Origin of the sequence: Ketobacter alkanivorans, from assembly GCF_002863865.1 — a bacterium.
Taxonomy (GTDB): domain Bacteria; phylum Pseudomonadota; class Gammaproteobacteria; order Pseudomonadales; family Ketobacteraceae; genus Ketobacter; species Ketobacter alkanivorans.
The window spans coordinates 573,181-589,667 of the sequence record NZ_CP022684.1 but is presented as its reverse complement, the minus strand read 5'-3'; the positions used below and the strand labels follow the sequence as shown (position 1 = coordinate 589,667).

Genomic DNA, 16,487 nt, shown 5'->3' with positions numbered 1-16,487 from the left:
ATCCAACAGCTTTTATTACAGATCATGATTCAGGGGTGCGGTATTGGTAGCTCCCTTATTTATCTTAAACAGATCTCTCATATTCAAAAATGGTTTTTCGATAAGCAACCAGCACAATACCCCAATAATGATAGTGATCAGCAATGCGATAATCGAGCTTAAGCTAATGCTATAAACAGCGAGCATTGTGCTGTCCAGGCCTTCTATCAGTTTTAGATTTTGGTACACATTCTGAACGCATAAGTAAATCACGATAAAATGTACCAGGTACATGGAATAGGTGAGCTGGCTGAGTGGCTGCCAGCAGCGCAGGGATAAAAAGCGTGCCAGCGGCTTGAACGTATCAATGTTCAAAAACACAGAGAGCATAAACCAGGCTACCGCACCTGCAAACAGCGTTCTATGTGCAACGACGTAAAATCTGAGAGCTGGTCCGGCTTCGCTGAATTCGGCGCTCATCACGGGAAACAACGTAAAGAATAGTATTGTGGCCAGGGCCAGCAGGTTCAACAAGGTGCTTTTTATTGGGGCAGCTGACAACCACGCCCGTAGTTCATCTTGTTTGAAACAATAGCCATAAGCTGCGATAGCTCCACACACAAATGGTCCATAGCGGGTAAGGAGGTTGTCGTACAGCTTAGTGTAGAAGGCAGGATAGACAGCCTCTGCAGATAACATTTCGCGATAATCGGCGTTCCAGATTTCCTGATAATAGTAGATCACGCCTAATCGAATTAGTAGTGATGCGATCAGCATCCAAATAAGTACACTGATAAAGGGGCGAGTCGTTTTTTTATAAATTGCACCCAGAATAAGCGGCAGAACCAGGTAGAATTGCTCCTCTACAGCTAAGGTCCAGGTCCAATGCAGGGCCATTTTATCAACAGGCAGAAAGTTGTTCAGATACAGGATATTTGTCCAAACCCATTCGTAATTACGCCCTTCGCTCAACCAATAGATAAGAACAATAACTGCATAGATGGGGGTTAAACGTAAATATCTGCGAAAATAGAAGCGTTTCAAGCTGATTTGGCCTGTTTTCCCCAGCTCTTTGAATAATATGATGCTGATCAAAAAGCCGCTGATTACAAAAAACAGGTCAACTGCTTTGTCTGCATTCCATATCCACCACAGCCAAGGGGGAGCTGTATCTGAAAGCTCGTAGAAGAGTTCCTTGCCGGTTAAAAGTCCGTAGATGTAAACGGTATGAAATACCAGAATCCACACAAAACTGAAGAATCGTAACCCATTGATAAGGTGAAAAGTCTCGCCGCCCTGCTCAAAAAGGGACTTGAAATTTCGGGAGATGGACCAGTTTTTTAGTATGGACGCCGGACGTGTATCGGTGGCTGGATTCATTATTATACTTCTCGGATATTGATGTCTCTCGACAAATCTAATTAGAAAGCCCAGCGGCTTTCAATTGAGCTACTTGAATCTATACTTAATAAGTTAGTGGCAAATTTAGGATCTGCTCCTAGCCTACAATAATCACAACCGGAATATCATGAACAATCTAAGATTCGAGGCCTCAGAGGACGGAAAAGAGATCCATTTGATTATGATCAATATGGATCAGGCATCCCTGACCGTTGAGTTTTTGCGTAACCAGTTCAATATTACCGAATTTCGCAGCTTTTATCTTCTTGAATCTTCCCTTATAAAGGCGATTTCTCTCTATAAAAACAAGGCACTAGAGCCTGGCAACGAAAACGGCCTGACAGAGCCAGTTGATTTCGTTGTGGCTGAGCGTAGAGACGCGATGATCTCTATAGAGCTTGGTGAAAACAAGATGTCCTGTTCGTTGCTGGTTGAGACAGCTTATGGCGCCCCCAATCCAACCCGAGAGAACCTGAAGGCGTATTTAACTAAAACAGGGATCATCAAGGGCATCAACGAGACCATCTTGGATTCCATATGTACAAAGATCGATAACGTAGCGCCAGGAACTGTTATCAAAGAGATCGTGGCTAACGGTAAGCCTGCTGGCCAGTCCCGGCAGGCGCGACTGGAGGTGTTGGTCATGCCGGTGCAGGATCGGCTGATGAAACCCAAGCTGCGCAATGATGGCACTGTGGATATGCACGACTTCGGCGAGATAGAGATGGTTGAGGTTGGCGAAGCGCTGATGAAACGCATCCCACCAGTGGTCGGAGAGCTGGGCTTCAATGTGATGGGTGAAATCGTAGCCCCGCCTAAGCCGCAAGACAGGGTTCTGTCGGTAGGAGAGGGGGCAGAAATCAGCGCTACTGACAAGAACCTACTGGTTGCTTCGCGGCGTGGTGTACCGCTTAAAATCGATGATGGGATTATGGTATCTGACGCGTATTGTGTCGGTGATGTTGACCTTAATACCGGCAATATTGATTTTGATGGCACTGTGATTGTAAAGGGGTCGGTTAAAGAAGGTATGTCGGTCAAGGCGACAGGTAAGGTGCTAATTACCGATTATCTCGAATCTGCACACATCTACGCCGGTGATGAAGTGGTGATAGGAAAGGGTATTCTAGGGCGACAAAAAACAACAACGAGTAATGATGACGATCCGTATACCGCCTGTATTGAAACTCCCTCTACGGTATTTTCTAACTATATTCAGTATGCAAGTATTCGCGCAGGTGGAACTATAACGGCCGCTAAACATATTATGCACAGCGACATAATGGGCACCGATATTGTAGTGCTGAGCCCGAAAAAAAACGAAGGAAAGATTATCGGTGGGGTGGTTCGCCCCTTGAATAGCCTGAGTTGCAACACTCTCGGCGGCCCCTCTTATATTCCTACTATGGTTGATTTTTCATCGCGATTCTCAGTGCAGCTTACCGAGCTTTCTGATATACGCGAGGATATGGGAGAACGGCTTAATGTTATCCGAGGGATGAAAGAAGCGTTAAGACGGATAGATGACAAGAGTGCAGGCGGCGATGTGGCTGAACAGGTAAGTAAGATAGCGAACACCGTTGCTCACTTTGAAGCAGTTATTAAAGAGTTAAAGGCGAAACGAGCTTCCATAATAGAGGAGGTGAGTAGAATCGTTGATAACCTCGAAGTGACAGTTCAAAAGGCGCTTTTTCCTGGCGTTCAGGTTACTTTTGTACAGAATGCCGTACCGGTAAAGCAGGAAAGAGATGGCTGCCGTATTAAGGCTAAAGATGACGGTATTACGTATTTCACTTTAGATTAGCAGTTGTTAACGACTGCTATGCTTTATCGCATACATGCGTTCGTCTGCCAGTTTCAGCAAGGTTGATCGGCTTCCACTTTCAGAATAACTGCTGGTTCCAATGCTTAAATCCGAATTCGGAAACCCTTCAGCTATAAGAAGCGTATGCAGGCTGGAAAGGTTCCACTGTATTTGCTGGCGTGAGAGGATTACAAATTCGTCGCCACCGATTCGGTAAACATTTTGCTGATTGCTTTGACTTGTGAGCCACTGAGCGACAAGAGACAGCAGGCGATCCCCTTCATTGTGTCCCATCTGATCATTTACCCGCTTTAATCCGTCTACATCGATAAAGGTAAGAAAAAACTCAGGCACGATTCCTTCCGAGTAATAAACTTCCCAGGCTCGCACATCCCGTTCAAAAGCTGTTCGATTGGGTAAGCCGGTTAATTGGTCAGTGCTGGCCCGTTTGTCTGCATGCTGGCGTGACTTGCGTAAAAAGTTAATGCGATCAGCTAGGGCTAGGGCCAGGGCAATAGAATCAAATAGCTGTGCCCATAATGCCCAAAGCATTTGATTATCAAATAACGTGGTACCTGCTAGGTTTCCTGCCATGGTGAACATGAAGTAGGTTGTCATTACGCTGAACCCTACTACATAGATTCTTGCAGGCCGATAACCTTTATTAAGCCGCCACACTCCAAGGCTAAGCATAATGAACATCCATGCGCATACACATACTGCCAATATCGTTTGGTATACTTCGATCGGTAGCAATAACCCCAGTAGGCCGAATACGACCAGACCTATAGCAAAAGCCCTTACTAACAGCGCCAGCCAGCCGCGCTGAGGCAGCTTTAGAAAGGCTATAGCGAACATCAGGCTGGTTGCACCTGCGATAAAGAACGGTAGATACAGCGTGCTTGCATCTAATTCAAGGCCAAAGCAATACAGCATCACCTTGAAGTGTACTGCCCATGCAAAGGTACACAGAATTTGGTAGCTTGCGTACCAGAGAAACGATGGGTCCCGCGTAGGGAAATACAGAAAAGCGTTATAAATTACCAGGGCAAGCATTGCGCCAATGGCGATCAATATCATCGAGGTGTAGTTAAAGTGGTATTGGGAATATTTGTCCTCAGGGATCACGCTGATCAGTAAGTTCGGACTGACATAAGATGCCTGAACGTTTACCCAGACACTGGTGGCTTTGTTGGATGGTAATGGCAGCGCGACGGCATTACTAAGATCAAAAGGTATTGCTAATGTGTACCCATTATGGCCGTGGTGATGGTCATTGGCATTGACTGTATATACGTTCACCTCGTTGATCAGGCTGTTGGTAACCTGAAGATACCATTTTTCCTGGTCGGACCTATTCAGCAGGTCAAAGCGGTACCATAGCGAGGTTCTGGGGCTTTTCACCTGCACTGCAGTGAGATCTTCCCGTCCTGGTATCCACAGCTCCGTTCGTTCCTGTTCGTTATTCGACGCAATCTGTGGCAATACAGATATGTAAAGCTGCTCAGCGCTGTGGATTTCCACGGGCGCACCGAAAGCGCCCCCCGTGATAATCAATGCTGTGAGTGTCGCCAGCAGGAGTCGGTAAAATACGTTCACTCTTTATGGGGTCTCAAAGCTGACTTCGTTGATGCCCGGTCGGAACAGGAATGATAATTCCTGTAATGATTCATTTAAGGTCGGCAGGAATGATTGTGCGAATATGTCCAGTATCGTGAGGGCATTAAGGGTGGATTCTGAAGCAGACGCTTTCTTTAATCGTTTGGCAATGTGTTGATTAACGATGTGTATGTCTTCGTAAACCTGCTTCAGATCGGTGAAATGGTTGCCATTTTCAGGGTCGACAGGATCAAAAAACTGAAAGAGCAGGAAGGTCGCACAGGCCCGAAACAGGGTTTCATCCTGTGTGGCAAAGGGAAGATGAAACCAGGCCATAGGTTTGAAAAAACCGGTATGGGGGCACCCGCTGGTAGCCATGACCAGGCCTATAAGGGAGCGATACGCCTCCTGGACTGTAGATTGGCTCTCGATGGTCATGTTGTCTTTGTGAACTCTAACCTTTACTGATTCAAAGGCAGGGTGAGCACTAAAACTGAGAATCGGCGCGATTCTTAGTGCCAAGGGGCAGTATTCCGAACTGCTGTTGTTGAGGGGGCAGTGGGGGCATTTGTCCACGTCAAGTTTGGCCCATTCCGGTGCGCTACCCAGGGGCGCAGAGTGCTCCAGCGATACCGGGTCGATATCTACCTCGTACTGGAAATTGTCCTGAGATTTGAAGATAAACTCGTAACGCACCCGTTTTGTATAGTTTCTGTCCATATCTTCTTGCCCCAAAGCGATAGTATTATCTGTAAGTATAGATTTATTCTGAAGAAATCAATGTAAGAGGGGGAATGAAGTCCATCTGATTCGCTTGACCAGCTGGATTCATTTCTGCTCACTGCTAAATTTGGCTAACTTGAGGCCAAAAACGGCCTGCTAGCAGATCAGGCATACTTGAATTACGGAGCAATGAAATCAGTGATCTTGGGTCTTGAAATTCGGCAACAGCTAGCAGCCATATTCGCTGAGATGGCACGTGCCGGGCAGCGTATGCCTGTGTTGGTTGAAGGTGATGAAGGGTGGACTTTACAGGCAGCGCAGGCAGTGTTGTCGATATTCGGTTCTTCGTCGGTTTTGTGGTATTCCGAGCGCGCTCCGAAAGGGAGTTGGCAACTTCCTGCGAACAAGGTCAATCATGAACTGGGCCGCGAAGCGGAAGCCGCTGTGTTTGACCTCTATTCCGGCTTTGCGCCTGATGCCATGGCTGCGATTGCGGGTGCAATTAAGGGTGGTGGTGTTCTGCTAATCCTCGGGCCGCCGTTGGTGTCGTGGGCGCACTTTCAGGACGCACTGGCTAGCCGAATTGCAGTGGAGCCTTGGGGTGTGAGCATGGTAAAGCGTGACTTTATCCAACGGGCCGCATGGATTTTAGATGCGTTTCCACACAAAATCAGATTATGCCAAGAGGGCCCATGGAAGAGCATTGATATCAATGCTCCAACCAAAGCGTCAGCCAGTGAGGACGACTGGGGTTGTATAACGGCCTGTCAGCGTAGAGCTGTGGAAGCCGTAATGCATGTTGTCAGCGGTCATCGTAAGCGGCCATTGGTGCTTGAGGCCGATAGAGGTAGAGGGAAAAGTGCCGCGATGGGGCTTGCGGTGGCGAGGCTTATGGCGCAAGGCAAGAGCATAGTGGTGACTGCCCCCAGGCCAGACTGTGTAGAAACACTTATAAAATTTGCCGAACGTACAACCAATCAGGTTGGTGGCTCATTGCAATATTTTGCGCCGGATCACCTGCTGCAAACCCAGCCGTCAGCAGATCTGCTGTTAGTGGATGAAGCTGCGGCAATCGCACCTGAGTTATTGAAAGCTATGCTGCGAACCTATTCAAGAGTGGCGTTCGCTACAACGGTAAATGGCTACGAAGGAACAGGTAGAGGTTTTGCTATTCGTTTTCAGCGTCATCTGGATGTTCATTATCCCGGCTGGAGCAAATGTAGCCTGACACAGCCTGTGCGTTGGCTACCGGGTGATTGGCTGGAAGGCTGTTTGAACAAGTTGCTGCTGTTGAAGCCAGCGCAGCAGCAAGCGCAATCGGATCAAGCCGACCCGGTCGCATTCGACGAGTTCTGCTTTCGTTGTGATGACAGGTCAGAGCATCAGCTCAATAGCGTATTCGAGTTGTTGGTCTCGGCTCACTATCGCACCCGACCCAGTGATCTACGCACGATGTTGGATGGCAGCAATATCAGGCTGTTTGTTTTGCGTCAAAATCAAAGCATCAAAGCGGTGGCGATGGTGGCACAGGAGGGCCAGTTATCAGGTGATTTGGCCGAAAGCATACTGGCAGGCAAGCGCCGACCCCATGGCCAGGTATTATCGCAGACGCTTGCCGTACATTTAGGGCAGGATGTTGCTTTAGCGCAGCATCATTGGCGAATCGTGCGTATCGCGGTGCAGCCCGATGAACAGAGGCAAGGGCTCGGCACAAGCCTCGTGCAACATTTGATTGAACGGGCAGAGAAAGAAGGTGTTGATAATATCGGCTCATTGTTTTCTGGTGACCATCAAGTGTTGAGGTTCTGGCAGAAAATGGGTTTCTCCGTGTTGCGCGTGGGATATACCCGCGAGTCCACCACCGGTTCGTATAGTTTGTTGGTAGCAAAGGGGTGTAGTGAGCACGGTGTGCTGGTGAGCGACGCTTCAAGTCAACGCTTTCGGGAAGATTTCCCGTTGACGCTGAAAAATATTCACAGTCAGGTGCCAGTAGATCTTGTGTGGCAAATCCTGTCAGGTTCTTTCATGTCAATTGCTATGACTGGTATGAACTACTATGAGAGAGATCAACGAAGTCTAGAACAGTATGTGACAGGCTCTACACCGTATGAGAACGTGGCGGCAGGCTTGTGGCGTCTAGTGTGGTATAGCTACAGTAGGGCTGAGTCTGTAGAGCGCCTAGACGAGCGTGCACGCACTATCATCGTCATGAAAGTGCTGCAGAATTCAACCTGGGAAGACTGCGTAGCGCGCTTGAACCTTGCAGGAAAAAAGCAGGCTCACAGCGAACTTAGGCAATCTATTGAGCAATGGATGCAGTTATCAGGTCAATTGTCCGGTTAAACATTATGAAAAAGCATTATTTGACGCATTTCTTTGAGCCCTCCTCAATAGCCATTATCGGAACAGGTGATGGAGGAGACTCAATTGAATCGAAACTGGCAGAGCGGTTGAAAGAGCAGTTCAGCGGTAAGGTTTGGTTGGTGCACCCACGGCATCGAAGCTTGTTGGGCAGCAATAAAGTTTACGAAACCATTGATCAGGTACCGGGTCGGATAGATCTTGCCATTATTGTAACCCCGGATTCTTTGGTAGCAGAACAGCTTGAACGGTGCGCCGGTGTGGGTATCGACTCAGTGGTGGTGCTTTCCCATTTGGACGATCGCGATGGATTTATGCGTAGTAAGTTTGTCGAGGGTTTGCGCAAACAGGCCGAATCATTAGGCATACGCATGTGGGGGCCTGATTGCTACGGGTTTGTTCGGCCTGCACTGGGTATTCGGGCTACTTTGGATAATGTGAATATTCGCCCTGGCAAGATCGCACTCATATCCCACTCGGGCGCAATATGTCGAGCTGTTACTGATTGGGCCAAGGCTAACGGAGTTGGGTTTTCTACGATTATTTCCCTTGAACAGGCCGCTGGAGTCTATGCCGGGGATATTCTTGATTATCTGGTTATCGATCAGCAGACCGAATGTATTTTAATTTATGCCGAGGGTGTGCAGGATTCCCGTGGCTTCTTATCGGGTTTGCGGGGTGTAGCGCGCAGTAAGCCGGTTATCGTAATGAAAACAGGGCGTCACGGGGAGGATTCTGGCCAGCATCTTTCTCATACCGGCGCACTTATCGGTAACGATTACGTGTTCGATGCCGCATTGGAGCGTGCCGGTATTGTGCGAGCCAACTCCCTTACCGATCTGTTCCTTGCGGCGCGAGCGTTTCCTATTCATAGGAGTGTAAGAGGCGAAAATATAGGGATTATTTCGCATGGCTTGGGGCCAGCTATCATGGCCTGTGATAAAGCCTTCGATCTGGGCCTGCCTTTGGCGCAACTAAGCAATGAAAGCTCCGTTAAATTGGCGCAACTGCGATCCATGGATGCAAGCAGTAACCCGGTATATAGCAGCCGCTTTGGTTTAAATGAAGAGTTCATGGAAGCCTGCGAAATCATCGCTAAAGATAAAAGTGTAGATTTTTTGGTGGTTGTGCTTACGCCTCCCAGGGGAAAAGTGCTGCGGGATGTCGATGAACGATTGCATAGAATCCAGAAGGCAAGCTTCAAGCCAATTGTTGTTTGCTGTATGGGTGGAGACAACATCGCAAGTATCCGCAAGTCGCTGCAAGAGCGAGGTATTCCGGTGTTTTCGTCGCCAGAGAACGCGATCAAGGCGGCGAAGTATTTAACTACCTATTTTAAAAATCGGACATATCTGATTCAGGCGCCCGCATCCATGGAGCAGCATGTGTCCCCAGACATTGAGGGGGCGCGGCTAATTATTGAAGGCGTGTTACAGGAAGGCCGAAAGGTTCTGAATCAGATGGAATCACGAGCGGTTTTGAAAGCGTTCAATATTCCCATCAATCCCTCGTGGAATACCCATTCAGCGAATGAAGCATTGGTGGCCGCAGAATCGGTTGGTTTTCCGGTCGCTTTGAAAATTAACTCGCCGGATATCAGCCACAAAGTTGACTTCTCCGGGGTTTCTTTGAATGTTATGAACGCCCAGGCGGTACGTTCGGCTTATAAAAAACTAGTAGATGACGTGAAGCAAACCAAGCCCGATGCCCGTATAGAAGGGGTGATCGTAGAGCATATGGTTACGTCTGCTGCGAACAGGGAACTGTTGCTCGGAATTAAGAACGATTCCATTTTTGGTCCGGTTATTGTGTTTGGACACGGCGGAACCATGGTGGAAGTCATGAATGATATTGCCATCAGTTTGCCCCCTTTAAATTCCTTATTGGCGAAGACGCTGATTCAATCTCCCAAGGTCTCAAAAATGCTGGACAGCTTTCGTAATATGCCAGCAGCGAATCATGCAGAACTGGAGCGAATTATTCTGCGCTTGTCAGAAATAGCATGCGAGTTGCCGTGGGTTAGGAATCTGGACATCAACCCGCTGGTGCTCAATGATAAGAGCGCAATGGTGCTGGATGCCGTGATCGAAGTGGATTACCTGCCACCTGCGCAGCGTCGTTATGAGCATATGGCGATTCACCCTTATCCGGTTTATCTGGAAACCAACTGGCAGATGAAAAATGGTACCGATGTAGTCATCAGGCCCATTCGTCCAGAAGACGCAGAGCTGGAGAAAGCATTTATAGAAAGCCTGTCGGAGCGCTCTCGATATTATCGTTTTATGCACAATGTAAAACGGGTAACACCGGAAATGTTGGCTCGCTTTACGCAGATTGATTACCACCGGGAGATGGCTTTGGTGGCGTTGGTGAAAGAGCCGGGGGGTTGGCATGAAATAGGTGTCAGCCGTTATGTGCTCAATCCTGATGGTGTCAGTTGCGAGTTCGCAGTGGTTGTCTCAGATCAATGGCATCGTACCGGGATCGGGTATAAGTTAATGGAGTTGCTTATAGAGGCAGCTCGGAACAAAGGCCTGAAAGTGATGGACGGCATTGTGTTGAGGGATAATGTTCCTATGCGCAAGCTTGCCCGCTCCATGGGTTTTGAGATCCGTGACGACGAAAAAGACGAAGATATTGTTTATATAGCCAAGAAGCTTTAATGCCATGATGACAGCTTATATCAGCCACAAAGATTGTGAACTTCATGATATGGGGGCAGGTCACCCTGAATGCCCCCGTCGCCTCAGTGCCATCCGTGATTATCTAATGGAACGGCAGCTGTGGGATGTTTTGCTGCATGTTGATGCGCCAAAAATTGAGAAAATACATCTGTATCGGGTACACGGTCGAGAATACGTAGATGGAATCTTCAGCCAGTTTCCCATCAAGCAAACGAAAACTCTCGGCGATGATATGGTAGCCAACGCTCACACTCTTAACGCTGCGTTAAGATCAGCTGGTGGTGTCTGCAAAGCGGTGGATATGGTCATGAATGGGCAGGCCGCTAACGCATTTTGTGCGGTACGCCCACCCGGTCATCATGCAGAAAAGAACAGGGCGATGGGGTTTTGCGTATTTAGTAATGTTGCGGTGGCTGCGGCATATGCTATTCACCAGTATGATCTGGATCGAGTTGCCATTGTGGACTTCGATGTCCATCATGGGAACGGAACCGAGAATATCCTGCAGTACGATGAGCGGGTGTTGTTCTGCTCCAGCTTTCAACATCCGTATTACCCTCACACTGTTCCCGATCAAAATCGATCCAACATTGTGCACACACCTATGCACGCAGGTACCAGCAGTGATGAGTTTCGTGACTGGGTATTGCAGCAGTGGATGAATAAACTGCATCAGTTTAACCCGCAATTATTGCTGATCAGCGCCGGGTTCGATGCCCATCATTCCGATCCATTGGCTGATATTTATCTTGATGACAGGGATTATTACTGGCTCACCAGCGAGTTGAAAAGGCTGGCAGAAAACTGCTGCGAGGGACGGATAGTCTCCAGTCTGGAAGGAGGGTATCACTTAGATGCGCTGGCTCGCAGTGTGTATCAACATATACGGGTTTTAAGCGGCCTATAACGCGATCCCGGTACTTGCCTAGACCGCCCAAGCGGTGCTAAGTTGCTCGGCTTACTAATAACCATAAAAGCAGAGAGGGAACAATGAGCGTCTGTCACATGACCTGCTCATCCGGTCGCGTGCCGGTAACATTAGTTAATACTCTAATGCGGTCGCCGTTCGCGCCCGACTTGTCCGTTGAACCGGAAAAGATCAAACACTCCCGCAACAGTATGAACTTCTTTGGCAGAATCATGCCGGTTGCCCGAGGTGTTAAAATCAAGCCAATCACCTACGGTGGTGTGGTGTGTGAGGAACATCAGCCAAGGCATGCCCCAACTAATAGGGTTGTGTTGTATTTCCACGGTGGGGGGTATTGCGTAGGCTCACCGATCAGTCATCGCCATATCATATCGCGCCTTGCGAAAGAGGCCGGGATGCGAGCCGTTGCCCCTGATTATCGTAAAGCTCCCGAGCATTCTTGCCCTGCGCCTATCGATGACGCTGTGATGGTTTATAAGGATCTATTAAAGGAGGGCATTAAAGCAGGCAATATCTATCTGGCAGGGGATTCAGCCGGAGGCAACTTGGTACTGGCAACCCTGATTAAGCTCAGAGACCTTAATTTACCGCTTCCTGCAGCCGCTTGTTGTATCTCCCCTTGGACAGATCTATCAATGAGCGGTGAAACCATTTCCTCTAAGGAGGATGTCGATTTACTGCTCACGCCAAAACTTTTAGACCAGTTTGCCGTTCATTATTCAGCAGGAACCCCAGCGCAGGAGCGGGGGAATAGCCCCCAACTGTCACCCCTGGCGGCAGATTTGAACCAGCTCCCACCTTTGCTTATTCAAGTTGGCTCAGAAGAGATTTTGTTGGATGATTCCGTTCGCCTTGCCGAGAAAGCCAAAAAAAGCGGCGTTCAGGTGGAGCTGCAGATCTGGGAAAAAATGCAGCATGTTTGGCACTACACCTTTCCATTGTTGAAAGATGGGCGCATAGCCATAAGTGAAATTGCGTCGTTTTTTGACAGAAATCAGTAAACGCTAATTAGATGCAGTTGATAACAATCATCATTAGCGATAAAGTGTGTGCGCTTTGAAGGCGCACGCTGCCTTTTATATTTATCAGGAGTTAATAACATGAAATTGGTCGCACCTTTTGCCTTATCTACTTTGGCTTTTGCCATGACAGGCCTGTCTGCATCGGCTTTTGCTGATGCTGAATTTGAGCGCAAAGTCGAAGATCGGCTGGCAAAACTCGAACAGCAGGGTGCCAGCAAAGGTAATATGCTGGGAGACAAAGTGACGTTCAGCGGTCTTGTAGAGATCGAAGCGTCTATGGGTGACAAGACTGAGTTTGCAGACAAAAGCTACAGCGACCTGACCGTTGCCACCGTTGAGCTGGGTATTGCTGCAGAGATCAACGAAAAAGTCGATGCCGAGATTGTGCTCCTGTACGAAGAGGGTGAAACAGAGCTGGATGTTGATGTAGCTACCCTTTCTTTTGAGGATTTGATTGGCCCGGTTGATTTATTAGTGGGTAAGCAATACCTGCCGTTCGGACGTTTTGAAACCGCTTTGGTAAACGACACACTGGCTCTGGAGTTGGCTGAAACCAACAAAACAGCCGCCCTGTTCGGACTGGAGCAGGATGGCCTGACTATCGGTGCATACTTGTTTGACGGTTCAGTTGATCGTGAGCGTCATACTGAAAACTACGGTCTGACGGTCAGTTTTGCTCAAGACAATTTCAGCGCCGGTTTCGATTATATATCTGCGCTGTCTGAGTCTGATGCTATTTCTGAAGAAGTCGATGCAGCCGATCTTGAAAGTGACGACGGTGCTATTTCTTTGTCCGGTAGCCTGAATCTTGATGCCGTTACCATTATCGGTGAATACCTGACGGCCGTGGATGACATTGAATACAACAATGAAAGCCGTGAATTGTCCGCGTTTCAGATTGAGGTGGATTTCGCTGCCAAAATCGGCCAAAAGGACTACACCATTGGCTTTGCCATCCAGGAAACCGACGATGCTGGTGGCTGGTTGCCTGAGCAGCGTTTGTCATTCGGTGGCTCAACAGAAGTTTATGAGAACGTAGGTTTGGCCGTTGAATTCTGGCGCGATACCGATTACAGCGATGCGAAAGGCGGTACAGACGAAAAGTCCAACAACATCGTCGTGCAGCTGGCAGCTGAATTTTAATTAAGCCCACACGTTAATAACGAAGAACAGAATCTGGAGTTAGTTAATGAAAGTAGTGACACATCTGGCACTGGCTGGAAGCATTTTGGTTGCGGGAACTGCGCAGGCCGCTGTTACGGAGCAGGCTGTGGTCAAGCATTATGGCGAGATCGCCCATGCCGTATTCAGTGATGCCCTGATCACAGCGGAAGCACTGCAGTCTAAAATCGATATGCTGATCAGCAAGCCAAGTGGGGCTACTCTGGATTCTGCTCGCGCGGCCTGGAAACAGGCCCGCGTGCCTTATCAGCAGTCTGAAGTTTTCCGGTTCGGCAACAGTGTTGTTGACGACTGGGAAGGTCAGTTGAATGCCTGGCCACTGGATGAAGGGCTTATAGATTACGTTGCTTCCTCTAACTATCATCATGAGATGGGCAATGTGGGAGCAACTGCCAATATCATTGCCAACTCAACCTTGAAGCTCGGTGGTACAACTTTGGATCTAAGCAATATCACACCTGAGTTGTTGGCCAGTCTCAACGAGCTGGGAGGGTCAGAGGCGAATGTCGCAACCGGATACCATGCCATCGAATTTTTGCTGTGGGGCCAGGATCTGAACGGTACCAAAGCCGGAGCAGGTGAGCGCCCGTTCACTGATTACGTTCAGGGTGATGGATGCACAAATGGCAACTGTGATCGTCGTGCCGCGTATTTAAAGGCGGTGACCACACTGTTGGTGACTGATTTAAAATACATGCAGGGGCAGTGGGCAGCCGAAGCCGACAACTATCGCGCTGAGCTGGAAAGCCAAAAACCCCAACTGGGCTTAACCAAAGCGCTGTTTGGCATGGGTAGCCTGGCATTGGGCGAGTTGGCAGGTGAGCGAATGAAAGTTGCTTTGGAAGCCAATTCTACAGAAGACGAGCACGACTGCTTCAGTGATAACACGCATTTTTCCCATTTTTACGATGCTAAAGGCATTGAAAATGTATATTACGGTACATATAAACGCGTTGATGGCAGCACTATCAAAGGTGCTTCCATCGCACAGCTTGTAGCTGCCAAAGATCCCAAACTGGCCGCTGCTATTGACCAGCAATTCAAGCTATCTATGTCGGCCATGCAGGCATTGGTGGACAGCGCTGAAGCTAACGGCGGTGGCATGAAATTCGATCAGATGATAGCTGAAGGGAACGCTAAAGGTGCCACGCTGATTCAGGATGCCATCGGCGGACTGGTGGCCCTGACCCGTAAGATAGAGAGCGCTGCCATGGCTCTGGGTGTTGAAAATCTGTCGCCAGATAATGCTGACCATGATTTCTAGTCAATAGAATATTAGCTTAAGCGACAAGCATCAGATCATGACGATAAAGCGTTTCATTCATTGGCCCCGCAAGATGTTGTGGGGCTTTTTGCTGTTGCTGTTTGGAAATGCAGCGTTGGCTTTTGGGTTGTATTCCGGGGGCGAAACCAGTGTCAGTAAAACCGATAACAACGCATTTTCGTTGCCTGCGGCCAATATGTCATTTGAACGACGTTTGGACTTCAGCGTTGGTAACAGCTTCTTCCGAAACCCATGGGTAACAGCTCCCTCAACCACTACGGCTCGGGATGGCTTGGGCCCGCTGTTCAATACTAATGGCTGCCAGAATTGCCACATACGAGACGGTCGTGGGCACCTGCCAGAATCCGCTGATGATAATGCAGTTTCACTGCTGGCTCGGATCAGTATCAAACCTGTCACAGACGAACAGCGAGACTATGTCGCCAAACACGGTGTGATCCCTCATCCATCGTACGGTGATCAGATTCAGGATTTTGCTGTGCCCGGAGTCAATCCTGAGGCACAGCTACAGTTAGAGTATGAGAAGACGGAGATCGTGTTATCCGACGGTGCCAAGGTGACTCTACGCAAGCCCAAGCTTGTTTTGCACAACCCTGCATACGGCCCAATAGATGAGGCGGTGGTTTACTCTTTGCGTCTTGCTCCTCCGATGATTGGGCTGGGGTTGCTGGAGGCTTTGAGTGATGATCAAATCAAGAAGCTGGCCGACCCGGATGATTCTGATGCGAACGGAATTTCCGGGCGCTGGAATACGGTTTGGAGTGTTGAGCAACAGGGATACGTAATGGGGCGTTTTGGTTGGAAAGCTGAACAGCCTACACTCAGACAGCAAAATGCAGCCGCCTTCAATGGCGATATAGGTATAACAAGCTCACTTTTTCCGATAGAAAACTGTACCCGTAACCAGAAATTATGCATGGAGTCACCTTCAGGAGGTGTACCGGAGCTGTCTGATAAGCTGCTCGATCTGGTAACGTTTTACACTCGTCATCTTGCGGTGCCCAAGCGCAGAGCAGTGGATGATCCCATGGTAAAACAAGGTGAGTTGGTTTTTGTTGAGGCGGGGTGTGGCCAATGTCATCAAGTTCTGCATGTGACACCACAGCTCAAAGATCGGCCGGAACTGTCAGAGCAGACCATTCACCCATACACGGATATGCTATTACATGACATGGGTGAGGGGCTGGCGGACGGGCGAGCGGTGTATAATGCATCAGGGCGTGAATGGCGCACGCCTCCATTGTGGGGGATTGGGTTAACCAAGGTTGTTAGTGGTTTCGAGCATTATCTTCATGATGGTCGTGCCGGGAGCCTGCTGGAAGCCCTGTTGTGGCATGGTGGAGAAGCGAAACGAAGCCAAGAGTTTGTTGTCCAAGCCAGTACCTCGGATCGAGAAGCTTTGCTGGCTTTTCTAAAATCCTTATAAATATCCCTTTCAAAAATGGGACAGCCTAACGGATGAACATGAAACATTGTTATAGCTCTGATAAAAACAACGCCGCTACGATCTATATGCTTA

General features: G+C 48.7%; 11 protein-coding genes. 8 read left to right on the top strand and 3 right to left on the bottom strand.

Annotation, left to right across the window (positions count from 1 at the left end; genetic code table 11):
- Positions 1-15: 15 nt before the first annotated feature.
- A complete protein-coding gene (locus Kalk_RS02405; RefSeq protein WP_101892688.1) occupies positions 16-1,359 on the bottom strand; it encodes an acyltransferase family protein in 1,344 nt (447 codons plus the stop codon).
- Between the two features lie 148 nt (positions 1,360-1,507).
- Between Kalk_RS02405 and Kalk_RS02400 the strand changes: the two genes are divergently transcribed.
- Complete coding sequence (locus Kalk_RS02400) at positions 1,508-3,184, top strand: DUF342 domain-containing protein (protein ID WP_101892687.1); 1,677 nt, start codon at positions 1,508-1,510, stop codon at positions 3,182-3,184.
- Positions 3,185-3,190: 6 nt separating this feature from the next.
- Here Kalk_RS02400 and Kalk_RS02395 read toward each other — a convergent pair whose 3' ends face one another.
- Together Kalk_RS02395 and Kalk_RS02390 are read right to left on the bottom strand one after the other, a co-directional pair.
- Positions 3,191-4,783, bottom strand: a complete 1,593-nt coding sequence (locus Kalk_RS02395; RefSeq protein ID WP_101892686.1) for a diguanylate cyclase — start codon at positions 4,781-4,783, stop codon at positions 3,191-3,193.
- 3 nt (positions 4,784-4,786) lie between these two features.
- The gene (locus Kalk_RS02390; protein ID WP_101892685.1) at positions 4,787-5,503 is read right to left on the bottom strand and encodes a DUF6901 family protein; all 717 of its coding nucleotides are present in this window, start codon (positions 5,501-5,503) and stop codon (positions 4,787-4,789) included.
- Positions 5,504-5,695: 192 nt separating this feature from the next.
- Between Kalk_RS02390 and Kalk_RS02385 the strand changes: the two genes are divergently transcribed.
- The 7 genes from Kalk_RS02385 to Kalk_RS02355 all read left to right on the top strand — a co-directional run bounded on the left by Kalk_RS02385 (position 5,696) and on the right by Kalk_RS02355 (position 16,394).
- The gene (locus tag Kalk_RS02385; protein WP_101892684.1) at positions 5,696-7,849 is read left to right on the top strand and encodes a tRNA(Met) cytidine acetyltransferase TmcA; all 2,154 of its coding nucleotides are present in this window, start codon (positions 5,696-5,698) and stop codon (positions 7,847-7,849) included.
- A gap of 5 nt (positions 7,850-7,854) precedes the next feature.
- Positions 7,855-10,530 carry a bifunctional acetate--CoA ligase family protein/GNAT family N-acetyltransferase gene (locus Kalk_RS02380; RefSeq protein WP_158643272.1) on the top strand — a complete coding sequence of 892 codons (2,676 nt, stop codon included), beginning with the start codon at positions 7,855-7,857 and terminating at the stop codon, positions 10,528-10,530.
- 4 nt (positions 10,531-10,534) lie between these two features.
- Entirely contained in the window at positions 10,535-11,458 is a 924-nt protein-coding gene (locus tag Kalk_RS02375) for a histone deacetylase family protein (RefSeq protein WP_101892682.1), read from the top strand.
- Between the two features lie 83 nt (positions 11,459-11,541).
- Positions 11,542-12,480 carry an alpha/beta hydrolase gene (locus Kalk_RS02370; RefSeq protein WP_101892681.1) on the top strand — a complete coding sequence of 313 codons (939 nt, stop codon included), beginning with the start codon at positions 11,542-11,544 and terminating at the stop codon, positions 12,478-12,480.
- A gap of 99 nt (positions 12,481-12,579) precedes the next feature.
- Positions 12,580-13,644 (top strand): LbtU family siderophore porin, encoded by a 1,065-nt coding sequence (locus tag Kalk_RS02365; RefSeq protein WP_101892680.1) that lies wholly within the window; start codon positions 12,580-12,582, stop codon positions 13,642-13,644.
- Between the two features lie 46 nt (positions 13,645-13,690).
- On the top strand, positions 13,691-14,947 hold the full coding sequence (locus Kalk_RS02360) for an imelysin family protein (protein WP_101892679.1): 1,257 nt from the start codon (positions 13,691-13,693) through the stop codon (positions 14,945-14,947).
- Between the two features lie 37 nt (positions 14,948-14,984).
- Entirely contained in the window at positions 14,985-16,394 is a 1,410-nt protein-coding gene (locus Kalk_RS02355) for a di-heme oxidoreductase family protein (RefSeq protein ID WP_199767996.1), read from the top strand.
- Positions 16,395-16,487: the final 93 nt, after the last annotated feature.

Bases quoted from the DNA above. Each gene is read 5' to 3' on its own strand.
- Kalk_RS02405 (WP_101892688.1), bottom strand. From the start codon at position 1,359: ATGAATCCAGCCACCGATACACGTCCGGCGTCCATACTAAAAAACTGG.
- Kalk_RS02400 (WP_101892687.1), top strand. From the start codon at position 1,508: ATGAACAATCTAAGATTCGAGGCCTCAGAGGACGGAAAAGAGATCCAT.
- Kalk_RS02390 (WP_101892685.1), bottom strand. From the start codon at position 5,503: ATGGACAGAAACTATACAAAACGGGTGCGTTACGAGTTTATCTTCAAA.
- Kalk_RS02385 (WP_101892684.1), top strand. From the start codon at position 5,696: ATGAAATCAGTGATCTTGGGTCTTGAAATTCGGCAACAGCTAGCAGCC.
- Kalk_RS02380 (WP_158643272.1), top strand. From the start codon at position 7,855: ATGAAAAAGCATTATTTGACGCATTTCTTTGAGCCCTCCTCAATAGCC.
- Kalk_RS02375 (WP_101892682.1), top strand. From the start codon at position 10,535: ATGATGACAGCTTATATCAGCCACAAAGATTGTGAACTTCATGATATG.
- Kalk_RS02370 (WP_101892681.1), top strand. From the start codon at position 11,542: ATGAGCGTCTGTCACATGACCTGCTCATCCGGTCGCGTGCCGGTAACA.
- Kalk_RS02365 (WP_101892680.1), top strand. From the start codon at position 12,580: ATGAAATTGGTCGCACCTTTTGCCTTATCTACTTTGGCTTTTGCCATG.
- Kalk_RS02360 (WP_101892679.1), top strand. From the start codon at position 13,691: ATGAAAGTAGTGACACATCTGGCACTGGCTGGAAGCATTTTGGTTGCG.
- Kalk_RS02355 (WP_199767996.1), top strand. From the start codon at position 14,985: ATGACGATAAAGCGTTTCATTCATTGGCCCCGCAAGATGTTGTGGGGC.